A 25,332-nucleotide genomic window follows, 5' to 3' on the forward strand; every position below is an offset into this window, starting at 1 on the left:
CCGGGCCTGGCCGGTCGGGGCGGGCGCGCCGGGTGGGCCGGTCGTGTGGGGCGGGGCGGGCGGCCCTGGTCGCTGCGGACCCGGCTGGTGGTTTCGGCCGTGGCCCTCATCGCCGTCGTGTGCGCGGCCATCAGCACCGTCACCACGCTCGCGCTGCGCTCGTACCTGGTCGACAAGGTCGACGAGCAGCTGCGCTTCTCCGTGGAGCTGGCGAGCCGGCCCCCCGGCGTGGGCAAGCTCGGCCGGGAGGCCAGCCTCAACTTCGTGCTGGCACCGGGATCCCCGCTGGGGGCCGTCGGGATCCGGCTGGACCCCTCGGGGAAGGTCATCGGCAGCGCGCGCAGCGACCGCAGTGCGGCCCTCGGCGGATCAGGAGCCGGAAGTCATCCGTTCCTCACCGAGGCACAGACGGCGGCTCTCGGCCAAGCCGCCCGCACGGCCGCCGGAGACCGTCCGGAGCCGGTCGAGCTGCATCTGCCGGGCCTCGGCGGCTACCGGGTGCTGACCGGGCCCGACCGGAGCCTCGTCCTCGGCTTCCCGCTCACCGAGGTGGATTCCACGGTGCGCACCCTGGTCGGGGTCGAGGTCTGTGTCACCCTCGCCGGGCTGATCGCGGCCTCCCTCGCCGGGCAGGCAGTGGTCGGTGTCGCCCTGCGCCCGCTGCGGCGGGTGGCCGCCACCGCCACCCGGGTCTCCGAGCTCACCCTGCACAGCGGCGAACCCGTCCTGCACGAGCGGGTCCCCGACGCCGAGGCCGATCCGCGGACCGAGGTCGGGCAGGTGGGCGCCGCCATCAACCGGATGCTCGGCCACGTCTCCTCCGCCCTGACCGCCCGCCAGCAGAGCGAGACGCAGGTCCGGCAGTTCGTCGCCGACGCCAGCCACGAGCTGCGCACTCCGCTGGCCTCGATCCGCGGCTACGCCGAACTGACCCGTCGCGGCCGGGAGGAGCCCGGTCCGGCCACCCGTCACGCGCTCGGCCGGATCGAGTCCGAGGCCACCCGGATGACCGGCCTGGTGGAGGACCTGCTGCTGCTGGCGCGGCTGGACGCGGGCCGACCGCTGTCCACCTGCGACACCGACCTCGCCCCGCTCGTCGTGGACGCCGTCAGCGACGCCCGGGCAGCCGGCCCCGACCACCACTGGCGCCTGGAACTCCCCGACGATCCCGCCCCCGTGCACGGCGACCCGGCGCGGATCCAGCAGGTCCTGGTCAACCTGCTGGCCAACGCCCGCACCCACACCCCGCCCGGGACGGTCGTCACGGCGCGCGTTTCACGTGAAACATCCCTCACCCCGGGGGGCGGTGTTTCACGTGAAACATCCGCCGTCCGGCTCCGGATCGAGGACGACGGCCCGGGGATCCCGCCCGCCCTGCTGCCGCACGTCTTCGAGCGCTTCGCCCGCGGCGACGCCTCCCGGTCCCGCGCCGCCGGCTCCACCGGGCTCGGCCTCGCCATCGTCCAGGCCGTGGTCTCCGCCCACGGCGGCCGGGTCGAGGTGCACAGTCGGCCGGGCCGGACCCGCTTCGAGGTGCTGCTCCCCCTCGCGGGCGCTCCCGCGGGTGGCCGCGGCAGCGACTCACAGACGGGGCACAGGGTCAGCACACAGCGGTGACAGCCCCGGTCGGGAGGCTCGGAGCATGCCAACCGACACCTCTCCCGGAGCCCTCCCGGTGCGGGCGCCCCTCGCACCCGTACCGGGTGAGCCCGTCCTCGACGTGGTGATCCCCGTCTTCAACGAGGAGAAGGACCTCGGGCCCTGTGTGCGCAGGCTGCACGAGCACCTCACCCGGACCTTCCCGTACCCCTTCCGCATCACCATCGCGGACAACGCCAGCACCGACCGCACCCCCGAGGTCGCGGAGGCCCTCGCCGCGGGCGTCGCCGGGGTACGCAGCACCCGGCTCGAGGAGAAGGGCCGCGGGCGGGCCCTGCGCACCGTGTGGTCGGATTCCGACGCGCCCGTCCTCGCGTACATGGACGTGGACCTCTCCACCGACCTCAACGCCCTGCTGCCGCTGGTCGCCCCGCTGATCTCCGGCCACTCCGACCTCGCCATCGGTACCCGGCTGGCCCCCTCCTCCCGGGTGGTCCGGGGAGCGAAGCGGGAGTTCGTCTCCCGCGCCTACAACCTGCTCCTGCGCTCCTCGCTGTCCGCCCGCTTCAGCGATGCCCAGTGCGGTTTCAAGGCCATCCGGCGGGAGGTCGCCGAGCGGCTGCTGCCGCTCGTGGAGGACTCCGGCTGGTTCTTCGACACCGAGCTGCTGGTCCTCGCCGAGCGGGCCGGACTGCGGATCCACGAGGTGCCGGTGGACTGGGTGGACGATCCGGATTCCACCGTCCACATCGCCCGGACCGCCGCCGAGGACATCAAGGGCGTCTGGCGGGTGGGCCGGGCGCTGGCCCTCGGCGCGCTGCCGCTCGACCGGCTCGCCCGCCCCTTCGGTGACGATCCGCGTGATCGCACCGCCCTGCCGGGGGTGCCGCGCGGGCTGGCCCGCCAGCTGCTCGGGTTCTGCGTCGTCGGAGCCCTCTCCACCCTCCTCTACCTGCTGCTCTACTCCGCCGCCCGGACCGTCGCCGGGCCCCAGCTCGCCAACGCGGCCGCGCTCCTGCTCTCCGCCGTCGCCAACACCGCAGCCAACCGCCGGCTCACCTTCGGCGTCCGGGGCCGCGACCGCGCCGTGCGCCACCAGGCCCAGGGGCTGGTGGTGTTCGCCATCGGGCTCGCCCTGACCAGCGGGTCGCTCGCCGCGCTGGCCGCCGTGGGCGGCAGTCCGGCGCACGGCACCGAACTGGCCGTTCTGATCACCGCCAACCTCGCCGCCACCGTGCTGAGGTTCCTGCTCTTCCGCGCCTGGGTCTTCCCCGAACGGCGCGCCACCCCCGAGAAGGACGACTCCTGATGACCACGGCTGCACTGCCGCTCCAACCGCCTGCCCCGCCCGCCCTGGCCGCCAGGGCACACGCCGACCGGCCGCGCTGGGAGCGCCCCGCCTTCGCCGGGCTGCTGATCGCCACGGCCGTCCTGCTGCTGTGGGACCTCGGCGCCTCGGGCTACGCCAACTCCTTCTACTCCGCCGCCGTCCAGGCGGGCAGCGAGAGCTGGAAGGCCTTCTTCTTCGGCTCCTCCGACGCGGGCAACTCCATCACCGTCGACAAGCCCCCGGCCGCCCTGTGGCCGATGATGCTCTCGGTCCGGCTCTTCGGGCTCGGCGCCTGGCAGATCCTGGTGCCGCAGGCCCTGATGGGCGTGGGCACCACCGCCGTGCTCTACGCGGCCGTACGGCGCCAGTTCGGCCCGGGCGCGGCCCTGATCAGCGGAGCGGTCTTCGCGCTCACGCCGGTGGCCGCGCTGATGTTCCGTTTCAACAACCCCGACGCGCTGCTGGCCCTGCTGATGACCGTCACCGTGTACTGCGTGCTGCGGGCCCTCGACGGGGCGCACACCACGTGGCTCGTGGGGGCCGGGGTCGCGGTCGGCCTCGCCTTCCTGACCAAGACCCTGCAGGCGTTCGTCATCCTGCCGCCGCTGGCCCTGCTGTACGCGGTCTGCGCGCCCACCCGGCTGCGCAGGCGCCTGGGGCAGCTGCTGCTGTCCGGGCTCGCGATGGCGGTGGCCGGCGGCTGGTGGGTGGCGATCGTCGAACTGTGGCCCGCCGCCTCCCGGCCGTACATCGGGGGTTCGCAGAACAACTCCTTCCTGGAACTGACCCTCGGCTACAACGGTCTGGGCCGGATCAACGGCGAGGAGACCGGCAGCGTCGGCGGAGGCGCCCGCCCGGGCGGCAGCGGTGGCGGTGGCGGCCCCGCCGGAGGCGGCGGGGTGAGGGGCTGGGGAGAGACCGGCATCGACCGGCTGTTCTCGTCCAACATCGGCGGCCAGATCTCCTGGCTGCTGCCCGCCGCCCTGATCCTGCTCGTCGCGGGTCTCGTGGTCACCTGGCGCGCCCGCCGGGCCACCGACTCGATGGAGAGCATGGCCCGCGCGTCCTTCCTCGCCTGGGGCGGCGCGCTGCTGGTCACCGGACTCGTCTTCAGTTACATGCAGGGAATCTTCCACGAGTACTACACCGTCGCCCTGGCTCCCTTCGTGGCCGCGCTCGTGGGCATGGGCATCGCCGTCCTGTGGGAGGAGCGGGGCGGCCGGGCCGCATCCCTGACGCTGGCCGGGACCCTCGCCCTCACGTCGTACTGGGCGTTCGTGCTGCTCGGGCGCTCCGCCGGGTACGCGCCCGGTCTGCGCTGGGGGGTCCTCGTCGCCGGACTCGGCGCGGCACTCGTGCTGCCGTTCGCCGCCCGGCTGGGCGGGCGTGCCGCACTCGGCGTGGCGGCGGTCGGCGTGGCGGCGGCGCTGGCCGGGCCCCTCGCGTACTGCCTGACCACGGTGACCACCGCGCACACCGGATCCATCGTGACGGCCGGGCCCGCGGTCGCGGGGGGCCGCGGCGGCCCGGGGGGAATGCGCGTGTACCTGATGGGCGAGGGCGCCCTGCCGGGTGGAGGGGCCCCACCGCAGGGCATACCCCGGGGCGCGGGCGCGCCGGGCGGCCGGACTCCCGGCGGCCAGGCCCCGGGCGGCCAGGCACCGGGGGGCCAGGCGCCGGGCGGCGGCCGGCCCGAGCGGTTCGTCGGGGGCATGGGAGGCGGCATGGGCGGTCTGCTCGGCGGGACCAGGGCCAGCGCCGAGGCCACGGCCGCGCTGCGCGCCGACGCGGGGCGGTACACCTGGGCGGGGGCGGTCATCGGAGCGCAGAACGCGGCGAGTTACCAGCTGGCGTCGGGTGAGCCGGTGATGCCGGTCGGCGGCTTCAACGGCAGTGACCCCTCGCCGACGCTGGAACAGTTCAAGCGGTACGTGAAGGCCGGCAGGATCCACTGGTTCATCGCCCAGAGCGGAGCCGGCGCAGGCCCCGGCGGCGGTGCGGCGGACGGCGCCGGTGAGACGGGGACGGCGGCGCGGGCCGGCGGCGGCCCCGGCGGGGGCTCCAGCAGCGGCATCGAGACCTGGGTCGCGGCCAACTTCAAGGCGTCCACGGTCGGCGGGGCCACCTTCTACGACCTCACTGCGCCGACTTCCGGAACCTCTTGATCAGTGCGCTCCCGAACCTGCCGAAACCCGCGGGTCAGGCCCTAGCATCAAGGGGGCGGACCGGGCATTCCGGGCTGAACCAGCTGTCGTGAGGAGGGTGCCTCCATGGTGACCGCGGCCGATCCCGGCAAGGCCCGGGCCAGTGTGTGGGCGGCCGCACGTCCCGCCCCCCGCGCCAGGCGGCGCAGCGAGGCGCCCTCCGGGCTCGACCGGGACCGGATCACCGCCGCGAGCGTGCGGCTGCTCGACGCGGAGGGGCTGGCCGGGTTCTCCATGCGGCGCCTCGCCGCCGAGCTCGGAGTCAGCGCGATGTCCTTGTACTGGTACGTGGACACCAAGCACGATCTGCTCGAACTCGCCCTGGACAGTGCCCTCGGCGAGCTGAAGGGGCCGGCCGGGCCGCCCGGAGAGGGCTGGCCCGGCCGGCTCCGGTCGTTGGCCCGGGGTTACCGGGTGCTGCTCGCGGTGCACCCGTGGGTGGCCCCGCTGACGGCCGCGTATCCGAACATCGGCCCGCACGCGCGGGCCTTCGACACCGCCCTGCAGGGGCTGCTGGACGCCACCGGCCTGACGGACGCGGTCCGGACGGGCGCCCACCTGGCCGTCTCGCAGTTCCTGTACGGCTGTGGAGCGACCGTACGGCGGCCGCCCGACGGGGACTTCTGCCTCGCGCTCGACGTCCTGATCGCCGGCATCGAGGTGCACGCGGGGCCCGCGGCCGAGTAGCGGCCGCGGGCCCGTGACGGGGTGTCCGCTACTTCGACGGTGCGGCCGCCGGGGCGTGGCCCACCGGCTTGGACTTCAGGGCGACCTCCTTGATGAAGACCACGAGCAGCAGCGCGAGGAGCGCGGTGGGGGCGGCGTAGAGGAAGACGTCGCCGACGCCGTGGCCGTAGGCCGACTCGACGACCGCGCGCAGCGGCGGGGGCAGCTTGCCGAGGTCGGGGATCCCGCCTCCGCCGGTGCCGCCGTGGCCCATGGCGGCGACGGCCTTCGGGCCGAGTGCGGCCACGCCGTCCTGGACGTAGTGGGTGACCCGGTTGGCCATGACCGCGCCGAGGGCGGAGACGCCGACCGCGCCGCCGAGGGAGCGGAAGAAGGTGACCACGGAGCTCGCGGCGCCCAGGTCCTGGGGGGCCACCTGGTTCTGCGCGGCGAGGACGAGGTTCTGCATCATCATGCCGAGACCGAGGCCGGTCAGCACCATGAAGATCGCGATGTGCCAGTACGCGGTGTCGTACCGCAGGGTGCCCAGCAGGCCGAGTCCGGCCGTCAGCAGCACGCCGCCGGAGACCAGCCAGGCCTTCCACTTTCCGGTCTTGGTGATCACCTGACCGGAAAGGGTGGAGGAGACGAAGAGCCCGCCGATCATCGGAATCGTGAGGATTCCGGACATCGTGGGGGACTCGCCGCGGGCCAACTGGAAGAACTGGCTGAAAAAGACCGTGCCCGAGAACATCGCGATGCCGACGAACAGCGAGGCGGCCGAGGCGAGGCTGATGGTCTTGTTGCGGAAGAGGCGCAGCGGAATGATCGGCTCGCTCGCCTTGGACTCGACGAGCAGGAAGAGCAGGCCGAGCACGAGCGCCCCGCCGGTCATCGCCCAGGTCTGCCAGGAGATCCAGTCGTACGAGGTGCCGGCCTGGGTCACCCAGATCAGCAGCAGCGAGACCGCGCCGCTGATCAGGAAGGCGCCCAGCCAGTCGACCTTGACCTCGCGGCGGACGACGGGGAGGTGCAGGGTGCGCTGCAGCACGATCAGCGCGATGACCGCGAAGGGGACGCCGACGTAGAAGCACCAGCGCCAGCCGAGCCAGCTGGTGTCGGTGATGACTCCGCCGAGCAGGGGGCCGCCGACGGTGGCGACGGCGAAGACCGCGCCGAGGTAGCCGCTGTACCGGCCGCGCTCGCGCGGGGAGATCATCGCGGCCATGACGATCTGGGCGAGGGCGGAGAGGCCGCCGACGCCGATGCCCTGGACGACGCGGCAGGCGATGAGCATGCCGGTGTTCTGGGACATGCCCGCGACCATCGAGCCGAGGACGTAGATCACCAGGGATATCTGGACCAGCAGCTTCTTGCTGAAGAGGTCGGACAGCTTGCCCCACAGCGGGGTCGCCGCCGTCATCGAGAGCAGGGCGGCGGTGACGACCCAGGTGTAGGAGGACTGGGTGCCGCCGAGGTCGCTGATGATCTGGGGCAGGGCGTTGGAGACGATCGTCGAGGACAGGATCGCCACGAACATGCCGAGCATGAGCCCGGAGAGTGCCTTCATGATCTGCGGGTGGGTCATGGGCGCGCTGTCGGAGTGGGTCCCCGACCGGCCGTCTCCCCGCACACCGGGGGGTGTGGTCGTAGCCATGTGTTTCCTTCTGTCTGTGCTCAGAAGCTCGATCGGAGTCGGGCCAGCAGGATGTTGAGGTGGTCGATGTCCGCGTCGGACCAGTCGGCCAGGGCCTTCTCCAGCGCGCGGGTGTGGCGGGCGCCGAGCTCGGCGAGGAGCGTGCGGCCGGCCGGGGTGAGGCGCAGGATGCGGCAGCGGGCGTCCACGGGGTCGGTGTCGCGGGTGATCCAGCCGTGGTCGGCGACGTGCGTGACGTGGCGGCTGGTCACGGAGATGTCGACGGCCATGAACGAGGAGAGGCGGCCGAGCCGCATCTCGCCGTGGCGGTCGAGGACCGTGAGGACGGCCGCCGCGCCGGGCGGGCAGTCGGGGGGCAGGACGCGGGCGAGGTCGCGCTTGACGGCGCCGATCCCGGTGAGCTGGCGGGCCAGCTCCGCGTGGCGGGTGGCGGGTGACGCCGGAGCCGACCCCGGAGCCAGGGCCGGCGCGGCCGGTGAACCCGGTGCCGCCCGTCTCGCCGGCCGGGCGGATGTGGTCGGTGCGGCCACCGGGCAGCCCCCTTCGAATGTCGTTGCTTTGGGCAACCATAGAAGCAGATGGTTGTTACAGGCAAATGAATCCGGGGGTGGGGCGGTAAAGGAATCGGAAAACCCGCTAGGGTCCTGCGCATGGCTGCGAATCACAACTCGAACCACAACTCACCGGCCCCCGAGGGCGACTACGACCCCGCGGGCAGCACCCAGATGTTCCGGGCGTTCGTCGAGGAGCCGGTCCCTGCCCCCGCCGTCCCGGGCGCGCGGATGCAGCAGAGGGCCGCACGCAAGTCCGGACCGGGCGCGGGGCTGTGGGTGGGCGTCGGACTCGGCGTACTGCTCCTCATCGGCATCGTGGCCTGGCTCGCGCTCTGACGCGGCGCGTCAGCTCCAGGTGGCCGTGACCTTCTGGGTCTCCACGCGCATGCCCAGGGGCACGCGCCAGGCCTCGACGCAGACCTGGTAGGTCTGCGTCTTCGTCGTGTTGCCCGCGATCGGCGCCGGCAGGGGCTGGGCCGTGGTGATCGTGGCCCAGTCGACGCCGAGCGCGCCGATGATGTGCGTCGCGAAGGCGACCGTGCCCGACCGGGCCGCGGTGCCCCCGGTGTTGGCGAACGACACGGTGACCTGCTCGCACCAGCGGTCCGCCGCGGCGGTACGGACCGGCGCGCCGACGCTCAGCTGCGCGGCGGTGGGCGGCGCCGGGGTGGTGGTGCCGGGCTTCGTGGCGGGGCCCGACGGGGTGCCGGGCGCGGGGGATCCCGAGGAGCCGGTGGAGCCGCCGGGGGCTGCGCCCGGGGTGGTGGACGACCTCGCGCCGGGGGTGGCGCCGGGCCGGTTCTCGGCGCCACCGGGTGCGGTGGTCGTGGCTCCGCCCGGGGCGGAGCCCCCGGCGGGCCGGTCCCCCGGGGAACCGGCCGACGTACTGCTCGAAGAGGCGCCGGCTCCCGTCGTCGCCGGGGGCAGGGGCTGGAACTCCACCCCGCCCTTCGGTGCGACGTTCTCGCCCGCGCCCCGCTCGGGGACCGCGGCGGCCGCGCCCACGGCCACGTAGCCTTCGCGCGCCGGTCCGCCGCAGCCGGTGAGGGCGGCGGCGGCCGTGCAGCACAGGGCGAGGAGGGCGGCGGACCGCGATGCCTTTCGCATCCGGGCAGTTTTCCTGACGTCCCGTCAATTGGGAAGCGGGTGTCGCGGATTGCCCGGAGCGGGCGGGCGGACGCGGCGGACGGGGCCGGCGGGGCGGCTACTCGCCGATCAGCCCGACCCGGAGCTGCGCGAGCGTGCGCGTGAGCAGCCGGGAGACGTGCATCTGGGAGATGCCGACCTCCTCGCCGATCTGCGACTGCGTCATGTTCGCGAAGAACCGCAGCATGATGATCTGCCGTTCCCGGGGCGGCAGTTTGGCCAGCAGCGGCTTGAGCGACTCGCGGTACTCGACACCCTCCAGCGCGGTGTCCTCGTACCCCAGCCGGTCCGCGAGCGAGCCCTCGCCGCCCTCGTCCTCGGGAGAGGGCGAGTCGAGCGAGGAGGCGGTGTAGGCGTTGCCGACGGCGAGGCCGTCGACCACGTCCTCCTCCGAGACCCCGAGCACGGCGGCGAGCTCCGGCACGGTCGGCGAGCGGTCGAGCTTCTGCGCGAGCTCGTCGCTGGCCTTGGTGAGGGCGAGGCGCAGTTCCTGGAGCCGGCGCGGGACGCGCACGGACCAGGAGGTGTCGCGGAAGAACCGCTTGATCTCACCGACGACCGTCGGCATCGCGAACGTCGGGAACTCCACGCCGCGCTCGCAGTCGAACCGGTCGATGGCCTTGATCAGCCCGATCGTGCCGACCTGGACGATGTCCTCCATCGGCTCGTTGCGGCTGCGGAAGCGGGCCGCCGCGTACCGCACGAGGGGGAGGTTCAGCTCGATCAGGGTGTCCCGCACGTACACCCGCTCCGGGCTGTCCGCGTCGAGATCGGCAAGTCGGCGGAAGAGGGAGCGGGAGAGGGTGCGGGTGTCAATGCGGGTGGTGTCGATGGCTTCCGAGCGGTTGGACACTGCCGGCATTTCACGCTTGACGAGCGTGAGCACCTTCGAGCTGCCCTGGTCTACGGACATGCCACCCCCTTGAGGTCGCGGACGGTCGCGCTTCTCTGCGCGCCCGTCGGAGGAACGCAGCCTCCACCTGAATACCGGAGGCGGGGCTGCGGCAAACGCGGTTCCAGCAGAATGTCACATGTCGGCAACACGCTGTAGCGCCATGTCGACATGTATCTCCAGCGACAGAGCACGATAGGCCTGCTCTAGGCCGTAATTGGGCGGTTCTGCCGGGAAACGCGAAGAATGCCCCCCACTCGATCCGGTTAGGCCTCGATCCTGTTTGCGGATCTCAGTCGGGCGAAGCTCCGGGCGAGCAGTCGGGAGACGTGCATCTGCGAGACGCCGAGTTCGACGCTGATCTGCGACTGGGTCAGATTGTTGTAGTACCGCAGGAGGAGGATCCGCTGTTCGCGCTCGGGCAGTTGTACGAGGAGGTGGCGGACGAGGTCGCGGTGTTCGACCCCGGCCAGCTCGGGGTCCTCGTACCCGAGGCGGTCGAGGAGGCCCGGGAGCCCGTCGCCCTCCTGTGCGGCCTCCAGGGAGGTCGCGTGGTAGCTGCGGCCGGCCTCGATGCAGGACAGCACCTCGTCCTCGCCGATGCGCAGCCGCTCGGCGATCTCCGGGGTGGTCGGGGTGCGGCCGTGGAGGGTGGTGAGGTCCTCGGTGGCGGCGTTGACCTGGACCCACAGTTCGTGGAGGCGGCGCGGGACGTGGACGGTGCGGACGTTGTCGCGGAAGTACCGCTTGATCTCGCCCACGACGGTCGGCATCGCGAAGGTCGGGAACTGCACCCCGCGCTCGGGGTCGAACCGGTCGATCGCGTTGATCAGCCCGATCGTGCCGACCTGGACCACGTCCTCCATCGGCTCGTTGCGGCTGCGGAAGCGGGCGGCCGCGTACCGGACGAGCGGGAGGTTGGCCTCGATGAGGGCCGAGCGCACCCGGGTGTGCTCGCGGGTGCCCGGCTCCAGGTCCTTGAGCTGGCCGAACAGCACCTGGGTGAGGGCCCGGGTGTCGGCGCCCCGGGTGCTCTGCGGCCGCGGGGTGACGGGAGGCCCCTCGGGCGCCTCCTGCTGGAGCGGTACGTGCGACTCCGCCTGGGGGCCGGGCTGGGAGTCGGCCTGGGACTGCGCCGGGGACTCGGCCTGGGGCGGTACGTGGGATTCCGGCTGCGGGTCCTGCGAGGGCCCCGGGCGCGGGCCCTGGAGCGCCTCGGGCTCGGGGTCCCGCTGGGCGTCCGCCCGCGAGTCCGCCCGCGAGTCCGGCGGGGAGCCCTGCGGGGAGTCCTGCTGGGGCGGCACCTGAGGCGCTGTACTGGCCGGCACGGTCACGCCACCCCTTCACGTCACGTCATCAACTCATCTGTCAAAAGCGGTCATAGCATCACAAGAGATGTGCACTGTGTGCAAGCACCGCAAATTGCCGTGTTGAGGGCAAATTGCGTATAAGGGGGCGTCTTGACCCGTCTGCGGGAACGCGAAAAGCCCCCCACCCGTCGGAGTGGGGGGCCGGAATGTCCGGAAACCGCTTCAGCGTACGGGTTCAGCGCACCAGTTCGGTCATGAACTCGCCGATCGCGTTCGCGGCGTCCGAGAGCCCCTGGAACCCGATTCCCACCATATCGGCGGCCTTTTTGGGCTGAGTGATGATGACGAAGAGGACGAAGACCGTGAGGGCGCCCGAGATCAGCTTCTTGGTTTCCACGTGCGCTGTCGGCCTCCCCAACCGGTCCTGCAAGGTCGGGTGAGTCTAACCGCTGGTGTTCGAACCCTCACCTGCCCTTTATGGACCAATGGCCCGGCGGTCCAGGCCCTTTGCCGGTGCGGCGGGAGGGGGGAGGGGGAGCAGAATGGAACACGAGCCCACCGGTTCTGGCAGGAAATCGGTGGGTGAGGGACAGGACCTCACTGCGGGGTCCGAGCCGCAAGCTTCCCCCCTGACTGCGGCTCGGGCTGGCAGGTTCCGTCCACGTCGGGGGAAGTGGCTTGTCCCCCCGATGCCACTTCCCCCGTCCCCACCGTTGAAGGTCCCGGCTCCGGCCGGGGCCTTCTTCGCGTTCTCCGGCGGGACGGTTACTCCAGGCCGCCGGCCAGGTCGGTGAGGGGCTGGACCGGGGCGATCACGGGCGCCAGCTGGTTCGGCAGCTCCATCAGCTGGTTGAGCTCGTTGAGGCCGCCGCTCAGCCGGCCGCCGATCTCCTGCACCGAGGACGGCGTGGCGCCCTGCGGCATTCCCGGGGCCGCCGTCGGCAGGTCCGGGAGGGTGAGCGGGGCGAGGGGAGCGGCGGTGGCGGCGGGTGCGGCGAGGCCCGCGGCGGCCCCCGCGAGGGCGAAGGCGGCGAGGATGCGCTGGGTCTTGGTCATGCCGTGACAACGGCCGAGGGGGCGGGCGGTCACGCGGCGCTCCCCCGGGGTGCGCACATACGGACCAACTGGACGCCCGGACCGGCGGGGACCGCCCGGCGATCGGGAGGCGATCGGGAGGCGGCGGGGAGGCGGCGGACCCGCCGGGCGCGCACTCGGCGCCTGGCGTGAGCACGCCGCAGGTGGCAAGATCCGATCGACCGTGATCAAGACTGTCGCAAGAGAGACAGCCCCAAAATGAACCAAAACGGTACCGACCCCCTTGGCCTGATCGACGCTGTTCCCACGCTCCATCCCATAGCCATGGAGCTGTACCGGTGGATCGCGCACCGGACCGTCCTGAACGTCGGCAATGCCGCGCTCGCCGCCGAATGCAGCCCGGAAGAGGCCGCCGAGGCCCTGGACACGCTGCTCGAGCTCGGCCTGCTGCGCCGGATCGGGACCGAACTGGTCACCGCCGTCTCCCCGTCCGAAACCTCCATCAGCACGCTCAACGCGCACGAGTCGCGGCTGCTCGAGGAACGCCGCCGGCTGTCGCTGCTGCGCGATCAGATCCAGTCGCTGTCCTCCGTCTACGCGCACGCGGGCGCGGGCAAGGCCCCCGCGCTGGAGTGGATCACCTCGGTCTCCACGATCCGGGAGACGCTCACCCAACTGGCCGTCACCTGTAAAGAAGAGGTACTGGCCGCGCAGCCGGGAGGGCCCCGCCCCAAGGACGAGCTCATGGAGTCCGCCGGCCGCGATCTGGACCTGCTGGGCCGGGGGATCAAGCTCAGGACGCTCTACCAGTACTCGGCCCGGTTCGACGCGGACACCAGTCAGCACGCCGCGCTGCTGACCTCCCACGGCGCGCAGATACGCACGCTCACGGGCGGCCTCACGCGCCTGTTGGTGTTCGACCGCGAGACGGCCGTCATCCCGCTCGGCGACACCAGCGGCGGGGCCGTCCTCATCCGCGACGCGGCCATCTGCACCTTCATGGTCCAGGTCTTCGAACTGCTGTGGGTCCGCGGCGAGCCGATCGACCAGGGCCGCGACCGGCCCGTGGTCCAGGACCTCACCGACCAGACCAAGCAGGCGATCATGAGCCTGCTCATCGAGGGCGCCGACGACAGGGCCGTGGCGCGCACGCTCGGCATCTCGGTGCGCACCTGCCAGCGCCACGTCTCGGACATCATGGCCCGGGTGGGCGCGGAGAGCCGGCTCCAGCTGGGATACCTCATCCGCGAGAAGAACCTCGTCATCGGATAGCCCACGGCCCACGGCGACGGCCCACAGCCCACGGCGACGGCTCAAGGCCCACGGCCCAAGGCCCGCGCCGCGCTCGCGCCGGGAGCCCCGGACCGGCCGGCTGCCGGAGCGGGGCTCCCGGGGCGTGCGGGACGCGGGGGGACGGGGCCGGCTAGGCGGTGGCCGCGACCGGCCCGCTCTGCGGCTGCGCCGCCTGCGCGTCGCGGGCGGCGATCATCCGCTCCAGCCGCAGGACCAGCGGGATCCCGATCGTGCTGGCGCAGACGAGGAAGACCCAGGGCCAGATCGCTCCCTTGGAGAGCAGCAGGGTGAGCAGTCCGGGAGCCAGGGTCTGGCCGACCGTCCAGGAGAGCTGGAAGACGGCCAGGTAGCGGCCGCGCGCGTGCTGGGGGGCCAGCGAGACGCTGAGGTCGTCCATCGGCGGGGCCTGGACGATCTCGGCGAGGGTGTAGATGAACATCGCCACGTACAGTCCGGCGACCACCAGCCAGCTCGGGGACTTGCTGAGCGCGCCGAAGATCCCGAAGGCGAGGATGTTGAGTCCGCAGGCGAACGCGATCAGGCGGGTCTGGCGGAAGCGCTCCAGCTGCCGGCTGACGACCGTCTGGGTAACGGCCACCTGAATGGTGTTGAGCACGAGCAGGGTGCCCGCCAGCCACGCGCCGCGGTGCAGTCCCTCGATGATGTAGACGGCCAGCAGCACGCTGTTGAGCATCGCGCCGAAGACGCACAGCAGGTTGAGCGAGACCATCGTCATGTACGGACGGTCGCGCAGCACGGTGGCGTACGAGACCTTCGCGGGCGGTTCGTCCGAGGTCTTCGCGGAGGCGGCCGCCGCCCTCGCGGCGGCTTCCGAGTCGGGCCGCCAGGTGAGGAGGAGGGCGGCGCCGAGGACGAAGCTGAGGGTGTTGGCGATGACGACCCCGTCCAGGCCGGCCCGGCCGCCGACGCCCACGGCGAAGGCGGCGATGGCGCCGCCGAGCCCCAGGCCCATGTTGCGCAGGGCGCGGACGAAGCCGAACCACCGGGGCCGCTCGCCGTCCTTCGCGGCCAGGACCACCAGGCCGCTGCTGCTCGTCCAGTACGCGGCCTGGCCCGCCTGGGTCAGCAGCGCCACGGCCACGATCTTCCACACCTCGTCGGCGAGGAGGAACCCGCCGAAGCCCACGGCCGAGATGACGTTGCCGGCGGCGGCCACGGTGCGGGCGCCGAAGCGGTCGATCAGCGGGCCGACCACGATCGCGGTGGGGAAGGCCAGGAACCGCGCCAGGGTGAGCGCGGCGCCGATGGCCGGCAGCGACAGGGACGTGGTCTGCGAGAAATAGACCACGATGAAGGCCAGGACCAGGCCGCTTCCCACGCTGTCGATGGCGTGCGCGCCGACGAGGTTGCCCTGGCCCTTCATCTGGGGAAGCCCCAGCCGGGACATCAGGCTCTCGCCCTGCGGGGGCGGTGTCGGCCCGGGAGGATTCGCGGTCGTGTTCGTCATGGGGGGGTTCCTTCACAGCGTCGAGAGGGCGGGGCGAGCCAGGGGGCGGGGGGTGGAGGGCGCGGCGGACGCCCGGGGGCCGCGCGGACCGCGGGGGCGGCCGGGGCGGTGGGACGCGGCGGCAGCCGGGCCCGGTCCGGGCCCGGCTGCGCCGGATCAGTCGGTCGTGGTGGGGCGGGTCCGGACGGTGATCTTTCCGACCAGCGCCTCGCACAGCTCCACCGCGGCGTCGGTCGTGTCCGCCCCCGCCACGAGCTGGCCGATGCGGTCGAAGTTCTCCGTCACGGGCCGGACCAGGTCACCGGGTGACACGCCGGGGTCCACGTCGATCAGGCCGGGATGGGCGCGGACCTCGTCCAGGCCCTGCACCTCGACCACCTCGCCCGGCTCCGCGGTCAGGAACCGGGTGGCGGCCGCGGCGCCGGCCCGGGGGGCCGGGGCGGCGGGCAGCGGCGGCAGCAGGCCGAACGGCCCGGCCACCGCGTACTCCTCGAGGTCGACCCCGTGCACGTGCTGGGTGAGGTCCATGATCCGGCCGCCGCCGACCCGGTCGTGCGACTCGATGACGCGCGGTCCGGCGGACGACAGGCGTACCTCGGTGTGCGACAGCCCGTCCCGCAGGCCCATGACGGTCAGGAACTCGTTGACGTACGCGACGAGTTCGCTCTCCTGTCCGGCGGTGAGCCGGGCCGGCTGGGCGTGGCCCCGCTCGACGGCGCCGTCGGTGATCTTCTCGGTGATGGCCACCACCGCGTGCTCGCCCTGCGCCGAGACCGCTTCGACGCTGTACTCGGGGCCGTCGATGTACTGCTCCACCAGGAAGCGGTCCACGGGATGGAACTGCGACAGTTCCAGGTCGGTGCGCCCGCGCAGGCTCGCGGCCTTCTCCCAGGCCCCGGACACCTCCTGCGGTCCGTCGATCCTGGTCACGCCCCGGCTGCCCAGGCCGTCCACCGGCTTGAGGATCAGCGGGTAGCCGTGCGCCTCGCCGAACGCGGCGAGGGCCTCGGGGCCGTCGACGTGTTCGGCGGCCACGTCGGCCAGCCCGGCCCCGGCCAGGACGCCGCGCATCTCCAGCTTGTCGCGGAACCGGCGCACCACCGCGTGCGGGGTGCCCTCCAGGCCCAGCAGGTCGTTGATCCGCCCGACCGTCTCCAGGGCCGGCTCGGCCAGGGACATCGCCCAGGTGAACCCGTACGCCTCGTGGGCGGCGCGGATGAGCGGGGCCGCGGTCTCCCAGTCGGTGTAGTCGATGAGCAGGGTGACGTCGGCGGCCTCGACCTGGCCGGGCAGCAGCCGGTCCTTGTGCTGCAGGAACACGGTCCTGAGCCCGAGGGCGCCGGCCTTCCTCAGCGCGTCCGGACGGCCGCCGACGATCAGGATGGTGGGGTCGTGAACAGCGGATCCGGCCATGGGCTTCTCCTTCGCCTCCTCGGTGCCCGTCACGGTCAGTACCGCCGGGTCAGGTCTTGCCCGATGAGCGGGGAGCTCGCGAGGCGGTTGTTGGGGTTGTCGCCCAGGGGCGCGCCGTCGAAGACGGTGGCGCGGCGGGCCTCGACGGCGGCGGTGTGCACCTGGGCCGCGGTGTCGGCGCTGACGACGAGCATGGCCACGGCGTCGAGCTGGTCCGCCCGGCCGGACAGGGCGGCCCCGGGCTCCTTGGTGAGGCGGCAGCAGATCGCCGACTCGGGGAAGGTCACCTCGGTCATGACGGTGGCTCCGGGCGGCGGCAGCAGCAGCATCTCCGTGGAGAACCGGGTCGGGCGCTCCAGGAACGACACGTCGGGGCTGATGCCGCAGGCCAGGTCGGTCAGGGCGACCTCGTGCCGGGTGCCGAAGGCCTCGCCGATGGTGACGACGGAAGCGGTTCCGGCGCTGCGGACGTTGAAGTCGATCAGCTCGACGTCGCCCTCCTCCGGCACCATGAACTCGATCTGCGTGGGACCGTGCACGACGCCCATGGCGTGGTGGATGGCCTTGGCCTTGGCGATGATCTCGGCGCTGCGCGGGTGGTGGTACGGGAACTGCAGGCCCATCTCCACGACCGGGTCGGAGGCCAGGACGTAGCGGCCGGTCAGGCCGAGGACGTGCACCTCGCCGCGGTCGACGAGGGACTCCACCGACAGCAGCTCGCCGGCGGCCTCCTCCTCCAGGACGAACTCGCCGTGCTGGTGGATGTAGTCCTTCATCAGCGGGTTCACGACCGTGACGGACCGGGTCTGCTCCGCGGCCCCGCGCAGCTCGGCGAGGGAGGAGACCCGGAAGCACAGCGAACTGCCGGTCCCGTTCGAGGGCTTGAGGATGGCCCCGGCCCGGAACGGCCACTCGGTCCACGTCAGCGCCTCGGTCAGGGTGGCCGAGCCCAGGCCGGAGAGGCCCGCCGTACGCAGCTTGCTGCGGACGGCGGCCTTGTCGAGCACCTCCACGACGTTGCGCTCGCCGTTGTTGGGCAGGCCCGCGAGCTCGCGCAGCGCGGCCTCGTAGGGCAGGACCGCTTCGAAGGCGGCGTAGGTGCCGACGACTTCGTAGCGCTCGTGCACATCGGTGACGATCTTGGTGATCAGGTCTCCGTCGGACCAGGAATCGATGCTGATCAGCTCGTCGATCAGCCCCTCGGGCACCGCGAAGGGGCCGGAGTCGCGCAGGGGGTCGTGGTTGAGGGCGACGATCCGGTGGCCGCGGGCCTTGGCCTCCTTGGCCACCAGCACCATGTGGTTGAGGAGTTCGAGCAGAACGAAAGCTTGCGTCATGAGAAGTGGTCCTTGCCAGGAAGAGAGGGAGAGTCAGCCGGCCTGCGCGTAGCGGATCGGCCGGTAGTCGGCCAGCCGCCGGAAGTCGCGGTACGCCGCCTCGTAGTCCTTGTTGGAGACGAGGAAGGTGCCGCCGTTGGCCAGCAGGGAGTTGCTCTTCTCGATGAGGTCGCCCACGGAGACCTTCCACGTCATCTCGACGTCGCTCTCCAGCACCGGCTCGATGAGCTCGGCGACGGTCCCGTGCGTCTTGGGCACCACGCCGTCGTAGCAGTAGATCTGCTCGCCGTCGTACGGGCGGCTGCGCACCCCGGACTCGATCTCGAAGGCCAGGTTGACGAAGGCGACGCCGTAGTTGCGCTGCATCGCGGCGAGCCCCGCCATGCCCTTGAAGCGGGCGGCGACCTCGAGGAAGACCATCTCGTCGTCCTCGGTCAGGAACAGCTCCAGGTGCGAACCGCCGTCGGGGCGGCCCAGGGCGTCGAGGGCCCGGTCGGCGAAGGCGACCATGCGGGCCACCCGCGGGTCGGAGTCGATCAGGTTGATGTCGGCGTTGACCTTGCCGCCCGGGACGTCGAGGGAGTTCACCAGGTACTCGGTGACGCCGCCGAACACGGTCGCACCGGAGCGGGAGACGATGTTGACGCTGTACATCGTCCCTTCGACGAACTCCTCGTACTCGTAGTTCCGGCCGAAGTCGCCCTCCAGCGCCAGGAATCCGGGGAGGTCGGAGATCTTGTAGACGCCCTCGGCGGCGGCCGCGTCGGTCGGCTTGATGATGAAGGGGACGCCCACCTCGTCGACGATCGCGTGGAAGTAGCCCACGGCGTCCTCGGCGAACCGCTCGGCGGAGTAGTGGCCGAACCGCGGCACCCGCACGCCGGCCTTCAGCAGCAGGTCCTTCATCAGGATCTTGTCGCGGAACGGCAGGATGTCCTCGAGCTGCGGGCCGCGGAGCCCGAAGTGCGTCCGGATCTCGGCGGCGACCAGCATGTTCTGCTCGTCGTAGCAGTGCACGCTCAGGTCCTCGGTGCCGTTCTCGGCGACCAGGGCGCCCACGGCTTCGCGGGCCTCGTCGAGGTCGACCAGCGAGTACAGCATGGGGGTGGGGTCGTCCTGCCCGCAGCGCACGACGTGGATCCGGTCGAACCACGCGCGCTGCTCGGCGGCCAGGTTCTCGACGTCGCGGTCGGCGAAGATCCCGATCAGGCGGACCTCGGAGGGGTCGACGAGGAGGTCGCGGCGGAAGACGCCGAAGCCCCGGGTGGAAATGATGACGGCGGTCTTCATGAGGTGGTGGACCCGCATTCTGCGTCGGTCGCCAGATCGGTGATGGCGGAGATGATGATGTCGAGCCCCGTGGAGAGGGTGACCTGACTGATGGTGAGCGGCGGCAGCAGCTTCAGGACCTCGCCGTCGCGACCGCAGGTCTCGACGATCAGGCCCCGTTCGAAGCAGAGTCGCGAGACCTTGGACGCCTCGAGTCCCGGTACGGGGCTCAGGTCGATGCCGTACATGAGGCCGAGGCCGCGCACCTCGGCGCCGAAGCGGCTCTCGACCCGGCGTTCCAGGCTCTCCTGGACCAGGGCGCCCTTCTTGACGACCTGCTCGGCGAAGGCGCCGTCGGACCAGTAGTGGCGCAGGGCCGCCGTGGCGGCGACGAAGGCGAGCTGGTTGCCGCGGAAGGTGCCGTTGTGCTGACCGGGCCGCCAGATGTCCAGCTCGGGCTTGATCAGCAGGAGGGCCATGGGCAGGCCGTAGCCGCCGATGGACTTCGACAGGGTGACCAGGTCGGGGACGATGCCGGCCCGCTCGAAGGAGAAGAAGGAGCCGGTGCGGCCACAGCCGGCCTGGATGTCGTCGACGATCAGGAGGATCCCGTACTGGTCGCAGACCTCGCGCAGGTCCTGCAGGAACGGGATGGGCGCCAGGTAGACGCCGCCCTCGCCCTGGACCGTCTCCAGGAGCACGGCCGCCGGGAGCTCCACGCCCGAGCTGGGGTCCTCGAGGAGCATCTTGAGCAGGTCGATGCTGTCGAACTTGCCGAGCGGGGAGTCCGGGTACGGGATGTGGGTGGTCTGCGGAAGGGTGTTCTCCAGGCCCTGGCGGTAGTAGCCGGAGCCGGTCGCCGCGAGGGATCCGGTGCTGACGCCGTGGAAGCCGCCGCTGAAGGCCACCACGTTGGTGCGTCCCGTCGCCAGGCGGGCCAGTTTCAGCGCCGCCTCGACGGCGTTGGTGCCCGACGGGCTGGTGAACTGGACCCGGTAGGACAGGCCTCTGGGTTTGAGGACGAGATCGCGGAAGGTGGTCAGGAACTCGGCTTTGGCGGAGGTCGAGAAGTCGAGGCCGTGCATCAGGCCGTCGCGCTCGAGGTAGCCGAGGACCGCGTCCTTCAACGGCTCCGGGTTGTGCCCGTAGTTGAGGGAGCCCGCCCCGGAGAGGAAGTCCAGGTAGCGGGACCCGTCCGCGGTGTAGAGGGTGTCGTTCTTCGCGGTGGAGAACACGGCCGGGAAAGACCGCGAGTAGGTACGGACGGCGGACTCGATTTCCTCGAAGACCGTCGTGCTGGCGGCTGTGGTCATTGCGGTGCCTTCCTGGGTCTCAGGGACGGGGCGGTTAGGGAAGTGCGGCGACGGCCGGTGTCGCGGCCTCTGCCAGTGCCTGCGGGGTCCAGCCGGTGAGGGGCTGGCGCAGTACCCCGATGTCCGCGCGGTAGCGCATCCCGGGGAAGGAGATCGTGGCGATCCGTGCGTAGGAGCGGGCGCGGGCCTCGTCGAGGGTGGCGCCGGCGCCGACGACGTGCAGGACCCGGCCGCCGTTGCTGACGGGCCGGCCCTGCGCGTCCTGCGCGACGTTCGCGTAGAACACCCGGGCCAGGTCCGGATCGGCGTCGGCGAGACCGCTGATCGGCTGGCCCGTCTCGAACCGGCCGAACGGCCAGCCCGGCGCCGCGTCCGCGTCGAGCGGATCCAGGCTGCCCTGGGTGAGGGCCACGGTGCAGCGCACGAGGTCATCGGTCACCAGCTGCCGGCGCCCGACGGTCCGGGCCAGTACGGCATCGCAGAGCTCGGTGAAGTTGCTGCGTACGGAGGGCAGGACCGCCTCGGCCTCGGAGTCGCCGAACCGCGCGTTGATCTCGATGACGCGCAGGCCGCCGGCCGTGAGCATGGCGCCCACGTACACGAAGCCGCTGTAGTCCAGCTGCTCCGCCCGCAGGCCCGCCATCAGCGGGTCGAGGAGGACCCGCCGGACCTCCTCGACCAGCTCCGGCGAGATGTCCGGGTGCGGGGCCAGGGAGCCCATGCCGTCGCAGTTGCCTCCGGCGTCGCCCTCCAGCGTCCGCTTGAAGTCCAGGGCGGTCGGGAACATCAGGTAGTCCTCGCCGTCGAGCAGCGCGAAGACCGATATCTCCCGGCCGTAGAGGCGCTCCTCGATCACGACGTGGAAGTCCTCGCCCTGGGCCTCGGCGAAGCGGGAGACGGCCCGCTCCGCTTCGGCCGGGGTGGTGCAGACGATGGCGCCGTCCCCGTCAGGGGTCAGGCCGTCGGTTTTGACGACGCAGGAGTACGGCACTTCGTGCACGTACTTCCTGGCGGCGTCGGGGTCGTTGAACGCCGCGTACTGCGCGGTGGGCAGCCCGTGGTCGACGCAGAAGACCTTGCCCTGCTCCTTGCTGGTCTCCAGCCGGGCCGCCGCCCTCGACGGGCCGATCACCTGGTGGCCGTGAGCGCGGAGGTCGTCCGCGTAGCCGATGGAGAGCGCGTCGATGTTGGAGACGAAGACGAACTCCACCGGGTTCGCCGCGAGGAAGTCCAGCGCGGTCGCCGGATCATCGAGCCGGATCTGCGGCACGGAGACGATGCGGGGCTCGTTGGACGCCGCGCAGCCGGGTCCGTAATAGACCGTTACGGTCGGGTCGGTGCGTACGAACAGATCGCAGATCGCATGACCGCGACCGGTCCCGTCCACCACAAGTACACGACGGTTCATGGTTACTGTCCCGGTGATTCGGCGCCCGAAGGCGCGGAGGAGGCAGAAGCGGAGGCGAGCTGGGTGGCCGACTCGCTCCACTCGGTCGGGACGACGCCCTCGGGCAGGCCCGTCATGACGTTGTCCACCTGGCCCGCGGCGCGGAGGTGGTCGGCGAGCGACCCCCAGACCTCGGTGTAGCGCTCCGGCCGGTTGCCGACGTCGTCGGCCCTGATCCAGGGCGAGTTGGCCCAGTCGCAGGCCGGCATCACGTGGTGCAGGTCGTGCTGGACGGTGTCGCCGACGAGCACGAACATCCGGTAGGAGGAGTGGACGACGAGCATCCGGAAGGTCCAGCGGGTCCAGGCCCCGGCCTTGCGCAGGCCGGTCACCGACGCGTCGGGCACCGCCTCTCCGCAGAAGCGGCCGAAGGTGAGCAGGTCACGCTGGTCGCGGGGGAGCCGCTCGTGGTTGCCGAACAGCCACCAGCGGTGCTCGGTCATGGTGTAGAGGTAGGTGCAGGACTGGAAGAACACCGAGACCGGCACCAGCCACAGCACCAGCCACTCCATCCACCAGCCGGTGAGGGCGATGAAGGCGGCGGTGGCGGCGAGGTAGACCAGCGACATGACCAGCCGGTACCGGGGCTTGACCCCGATGAAGTTGGACTTCAGCCGGCCGAAGAAGAACCGCGAGTGGTGGGCGGGCGAGAACAGCGCCCCCCAGATGTACTTGCGGAACTCCGAACGGGTCATGCCGGGGCGCATGCCGGTCGACAGCAGGTAATGCGTGTCGCCGTCCTTGAGGGAGCAGGGGAAGGCGTGGTGGGCGAGGTGCTCCTTGCGGTTGTCGTCGTACGGCGACCGCCAGAAGAACGTGCTGATGAGCTCGCCCACGATCCGGTTGCCGCGCACCGACTTGGTGAACATCCGGTGCAGCGTCTGGTGGATCACGACGACGTCCAGGCGGCGCATGCCGCCGCTGGTCACCAGCCAGCAGAGGAGGAGCACCGGCACCGACCAGGCGGTGAACGGGTGCAGGGCCCAGGCGCCGACCGAGATGCCGGCGGCCATCTGTCCGAGGCCGAGCAGTCCGGCCTTCGCGGGGCTCCAGGGGATCAGCTGCTTGCCGCCGTCGAGCGGAACGCCGGTGATCCAGGTCAGGTACGGCTGGACGATCCGGGGCAGGCCGCGCATGGTCTCGCGCGGACTGATCTCCCGCAGGCCGTTCTCTTCGATCTGTGGCGCGCCCATCAGACGCCGACAGCCGTTTCGCTGGCCTCGGTCGGGCCGCCGGTGCCGCCGAAGAGGACGTCGTTGGTCTCGTGGGTGATGTTGCGGCCCAGGTCGGCGGTGTTGGCCCAGGTCATGTTGACGATCGTGCGGGTGCTCTCGCCGCGGATCGGGTACACGCGGTGCATCGTCGTGTCGGTCTTGACGATGTACGCGTCACCGGCCTCCAGGGCGTACGAGCGCACCTGGCTCTTCAGCAGCGCGCCGTGCACGTCGGGGTTCTTCTTGTCCCACGAGGTGTGCGGGACGGCCTGGACGAAGCCGCCGTCGCGGTAGTCCGGGGCGTGCAGCACGAGGATGAAGCCGTAGGTGTAGTCGTCCCAGTGCCAGCCGTGGGTGTCACCGGACTTGCCGAGGCGGCTGATCACGTAGTGCTCGCCCTCGTACGGGCAGGTGTGCACCTCCTCGCCGACGACGTCCGACAGCAGGTCCTTGACCGCCGGGGAGAAGTACAGGGCGTCGATGAGCGGGCCGTGCTCCTTGATGACCGGCTGTCCCACGGTGGTCATCTGGCGCGGGGAGTTGTCGGTGATCTCGAAGGTGAACTTGCGGTCCACGCCGTGCTCGTCCATGATCCCGCCGGCCTCGGCCTGCAGGGCCGCGAGGAGCTCCGGCGGGCAGAAGCCGCGCAGCGGGACGATGTGCTCGTTCTTGAACTGCTCCTTGACCGCGTTCGCCGCGTCACCGGCGAAGATCTCGGCCAGGTGTTCGCGGAGGATTCCGTTCACCTCGTCGGCGACCGGTACGGAAGAGGCGACTTCCGCGTGATGAAGAGTCACTGGTTTCCCTCGTTAGGTGTACTCGATGGGGCAGCGGTTCCGTCCGGTTCCATCCGGGCCGCGCATACAGAGGGGCATCGATTCCGCATCCGGAAGACGCCCTGATCGCGCTTGGCGTGGTGCACCGCTTCTGCCACACCGAGCCTGACGTGCGGGAATCGTGGCTACAAGGGCGGGAGGACTTCGTGATTGCGTCTGGCGTAAGAAGGACGCCCCCACGCCGCGACCGCCCCGCGCCCCGGCCGGCCGGGCGTCCGTGCCGGCCGCGCTGTCGTTCTTGTGACTGGCGTGATCACGAGGTGCGGCCGTCCTTGCGGGAGGACCCGGCGCGGGGCCAGTCTCGGATCAGGCGGCCACCGTCCGGCCCCTCCCGACCGAAGCGACCCGAAGGCTGGAGCGAACGCGTCCATGGAATCCATTCCGTCCCGAGAAGCGGCTCCGGCCTATGCACGGGTAGCCCTGGACCGGGCGGGCGGGCACCGCGAGGACCCCGCGTGGGTGGCCGCCAAGATGGCGTCCCCGGACGCGGACTTCGTCCCCCTGTGGAACGGCCGCTGCCTGCTCGACGCCGCCACCGGCGCTCCCCTGAGGCTGCGCGGGGCGGCGGCCGCCGCCACCGTGGCGGCCGCCGGACAGCTCGTGCTGCTCGGCACCGACGGACAGGGCGCGGACGGGGACGCGGACGGCTCCGGCGGGCCGGAGGCCGAGCCCCGCGGGGTGTTCGCCGCCGACCTGTCCGATCTCGGCGAGCAGGAGGCGCTCGGACTCGCCGGCGCGGCCACCACGGCCGACGTCCGCGATCTGTTCGCCGGGCTGACCGCCGCCGACGCCGCGCTGCTCGCCTGCGCCAGGGGCCTGCTCCACTGGCACCGGCGCCAGCGCTACTGCGGGGTGTGCGGCTCGGCCACCGTGAGCGCGCACGGCGGACACGTCCGCCTCTGCGGCTCCGCCGACTGCGGTGTGCAGCACTTCCCCCGCATCGAACCCGCAGTGATCGTTCTCGTACAGGCGCCGGGCGACCCGGCCCGCTGCCTGCTCGCCCGCCATCGCGGCGCACCCGAGAACTCCTTTTCCCTGCTGGCTGGTTTCGCCGAGATCGGCGAGAGCCTGGAGGGAGCCGTGGAGCGCGAGATCTTCGAGGAAGCCGGCGTACCGGTCGTGCCGGTCTCGTACGAGGGCTCCCAGGGCTGGCCCTTCCCGGCCGGCCTGATGGTGGGCTTCCGGGCCCGCGCCACCTCCGAAGTGATCCGCGTCGACCGGCGCGAACTGCTCGACGCCCGCTGGTTCACCCGGGACGAGGTCCGCGCCCGCCTCGCGGCCGGGCACTCCCTGGGACCGGCCGACTCGCTCGGGCACCGCATGCTCCACGACTGGCTGTACGGCTGACC

General features: G+C 71.8%; 22 protein-coding genes. 7 read left to right on the forward strand and 15 right to left on the reverse strand.

Annotated features, from left to right (window positions below):
- Positions 1-45 precede the first annotated feature (45 nt).
- From ACWF9Z_RS08060 to ACWF9Z_RS08075, 4 genes are all read left to right on the forward strand, one after another.
- Positions 46-1,617 (forward strand): sensor histidine kinase, encoded by a 1,572-nt coding sequence (locus ACWF9Z_RS08060; protein WP_453598693.1) that lies wholly within the window; start codon positions 46-48, stop codon positions 1,615-1,617.
- A 25-nt stretch (positions 1,618-1,642) separates the two neighbouring features.
- Entirely contained in the window at positions 1,643-2,908 is a 1,266-nt protein-coding gene (locus ACWF9Z_RS08065) for a glycosyltransferase (protein WP_453598696.1), read from the forward strand.
- Positions 2,908-5,094: an ArnT family glycosyltransferase gene (locus tag ACWF9Z_RS08070; RefSeq protein ID WP_453598699.1), complete on the forward strand. Its 2,187-nt coding sequence runs from the start codon at positions 2,908-2,910 to the stop codon at positions 5,092-5,094. The genes ACWF9Z_RS08065 and ACWF9Z_RS08070 overlap by 1 nt, the downstream gene beginning before the upstream one ends.
- A gap of 105 nt (positions 5,095-5,199) precedes the next feature.
- Positions 5,200-5,820, forward strand: a complete 621-nt coding sequence (locus ACWF9Z_RS08075) for a TetR/AcrR family transcriptional regulator (protein ID WP_453598701.1) — start codon at positions 5,200-5,202, stop codon at positions 5,818-5,820.
- Between the two features lie 28 nt (positions 5,821-5,848).
- On the opposite strand, the gene ACWF9Z_RS08080 is transcribed toward ACWF9Z_RS08075, so the two are convergent.
- The gene (locus tag ACWF9Z_RS08080) at positions 5,849-7,456 is read right to left on the reverse strand and encodes an MDR family MFS transporter (RefSeq protein ID WP_453598704.1); all 1,608 of its coding nucleotides are present in this window, start codon (positions 7,454-7,456) and stop codon (positions 5,849-5,851) included.
- 20 nt (positions 7,457-7,476) lie between these two features.
- Positions 7,477-7,917 carry a MarR family winged helix-turn-helix transcriptional regulator gene (locus ACWF9Z_RS08085; RefSeq protein WP_453598823.1) on the reverse strand — a complete coding sequence of 147 codons (441 nt, stop codon included), beginning with the start codon at positions 7,915-7,917 and terminating at the stop codon, positions 7,477-7,479.
- Positions 7,918-8,106: 189 nt separating this feature from the next.
- Here ACWF9Z_RS08085 and ACWF9Z_RS08090 point away from each other — a divergent pair, with 189 nt between their 5' ends.
- Positions 8,107-8,346: a hypothetical protein gene (locus ACWF9Z_RS08090; RefSeq protein WP_453598707.1), complete on the forward strand. Its 240-nt coding sequence runs from the start codon at positions 8,107-8,109 to the stop codon at positions 8,344-8,346.
- A 9-nt stretch (positions 8,347-8,355) separates the two neighbouring features.
- Here ACWF9Z_RS08090 and ACWF9Z_RS08095 read toward each other — a convergent pair whose 3' ends face one another.
- The 5 genes from ACWF9Z_RS08095 to ACWF9Z_RS08115 all read right to left on the reverse strand — a co-directional run bounded on the left by ACWF9Z_RS08095 (position 8,356) and on the right by ACWF9Z_RS08115 (position 12,447).
- On the reverse strand, positions 8,356-9,117 hold the full coding sequence (locus tag ACWF9Z_RS08095) for a hypothetical protein (protein WP_453598710.1): 762 nt from the start codon (positions 9,115-9,117) through the stop codon (positions 8,356-8,358).
- 97 nt (positions 9,118-9,214) lie between these two features.
- Positions 9,215-10,069, reverse strand: a complete 855-nt coding sequence (locus tag ACWF9Z_RS08100; RefSeq protein WP_453598713.1) for an RNA polymerase sigma factor SigF — start codon at positions 10,067-10,069, stop codon at positions 9,215-9,217.
- A 245-nt stretch (positions 10,070-10,314) separates the two neighbouring features.
- On the reverse strand, positions 10,315-11,352 hold the full coding sequence (locus ACWF9Z_RS08105; RefSeq protein ID WP_453598714.1) for a SigB/SigF/SigG family RNA polymerase sigma factor: 1,038 nt from the start codon (positions 11,350-11,352) through the stop codon (positions 10,315-10,317).
- 241 nt (positions 11,353-11,593) lie between these two features.
- The gene (locus ACWF9Z_RS08110; protein ID WP_356651792.1) at positions 11,594-11,755 is read right to left on the reverse strand and encodes a hypothetical protein; all 162 of its coding nucleotides are present in this window, start codon (positions 11,753-11,755) and stop codon (positions 11,594-11,596) included.
- Positions 11,756-12,123: 368 nt separating this feature from the next.
- A complete protein-coding gene (locus ACWF9Z_RS08115) occupies positions 12,124-12,447 on the reverse strand; it encodes a hypothetical protein (protein WP_453598717.1) in 324 nt (107 codons plus the stop codon).
- A gap of 270 nt (positions 12,448-12,717) precedes the next feature.
- Between ACWF9Z_RS08115 and ACWF9Z_RS08120 the strand changes: the two genes are divergently transcribed.
- Positions 12,718-13,665, forward strand: a complete 948-nt coding sequence (locus ACWF9Z_RS08120) for a helix-turn-helix transcriptional regulator (protein ID WP_453598720.1) — start codon at positions 12,718-12,720, stop codon at positions 13,663-13,665.
- A 151-nt stretch (positions 13,666-13,816) separates the two neighbouring features.
- Here ACWF9Z_RS08120 and ACWF9Z_RS08125 read toward each other — a convergent pair whose 3' ends face one another.
- The 8 genes from ACWF9Z_RS08125 to ACWF9Z_RS08160 form a co-directional block, all read right to left on the reverse strand.
- Positions 13,817-15,154: an MFS transporter gene (locus tag ACWF9Z_RS08125; RefSeq protein WP_453598723.1), complete on the reverse strand. Its 1,338-nt coding sequence runs from the start codon at positions 15,152-15,154 to the stop codon at positions 13,817-13,819.
- Between the two features lie 156 nt (positions 15,155-15,310).
- Entirely contained in the window at positions 15,311-16,567 is a 1,257-nt protein-coding gene (locus ACWF9Z_RS08130; RefSeq protein ID WP_453598726.1) for an ATP-grasp domain-containing protein, read from the reverse strand.
- Positions 16,568-16,602: 35 nt separating this feature from the next.
- Positions 16,603-17,904: an ATP-grasp domain-containing protein gene (locus ACWF9Z_RS08135; RefSeq protein WP_453598729.1), complete on the reverse strand. Its 1,302-nt coding sequence runs from the start codon at positions 17,902-17,904 to the stop codon at positions 16,603-16,605.
- A 33-nt stretch (positions 17,905-17,937) separates the two neighbouring features.
- Positions 17,938-19,212: an ATP-grasp domain-containing protein gene (locus ACWF9Z_RS08140; protein ID WP_453598732.1), complete on the reverse strand. Its 1,275-nt coding sequence runs from the start codon at positions 19,210-19,212 to the stop codon at positions 17,938-17,940.
- Positions 19,191-20,486: a diaminobutyrate--2-oxoglutarate transaminase gene (ectB, locus tag ACWF9Z_RS08145; RefSeq protein WP_453598735.1), complete on the reverse strand. Its 1,296-nt coding sequence runs from the start codon at positions 20,484-20,486 to the stop codon at positions 19,191-19,193. The genes ACWF9Z_RS08140 and ectB overlap by 22 nt, the downstream gene beginning before the upstream one ends.
- Positions 20,487-20,520: 34 nt before the next feature.
- Positions 20,521-21,894 (reverse strand): phosphoribosylamine--glycine ligase, encoded by a 1,374-nt coding sequence (purD, locus tag ACWF9Z_RS08150; protein WP_453598738.1) that lies wholly within the window; start codon positions 21,892-21,894, stop codon positions 20,521-20,523.
- Between the two features lie 2 nt (positions 21,895-21,896).
- Positions 21,897-23,126, reverse strand: a complete 1,230-nt coding sequence (locus ACWF9Z_RS08155) for a fatty acid desaturase family protein (protein WP_453598741.1) — start codon at positions 23,124-23,126, stop codon at positions 21,897-21,899.
- Positions 23,126-23,944, reverse strand: coding sequence for a HalD/BesD family halogenase (locus tag ACWF9Z_RS08160; RefSeq protein WP_453598743.1), 819 nt, complete (start codon positions 23,942-23,944; stop codon positions 23,126-23,128). The genes ACWF9Z_RS08155 and ACWF9Z_RS08160 overlap by 1 nt, the downstream gene beginning before the upstream one ends.
- A gap of 408 nt (positions 23,945-24,352) precedes the next feature.
- Between ACWF9Z_RS08160 and nudC the strand changes: the two genes are divergently transcribed.
- Positions 24,353-25,330 carry an NAD(+) diphosphatase gene (nudC, locus tag ACWF9Z_RS08165; RefSeq protein WP_453598746.1) on the forward strand — a complete coding sequence of 326 codons (978 nt, stop codon included), beginning with the start codon at positions 24,353-24,355 and terminating at the stop codon, positions 25,328-25,330.
- The last annotated feature ends 2 nt before the right edge of the window (positions 25,331-25,332 follow it).

Source organism: Streptomyces sp. NPDC054961 (assembly GCF_053609145.1).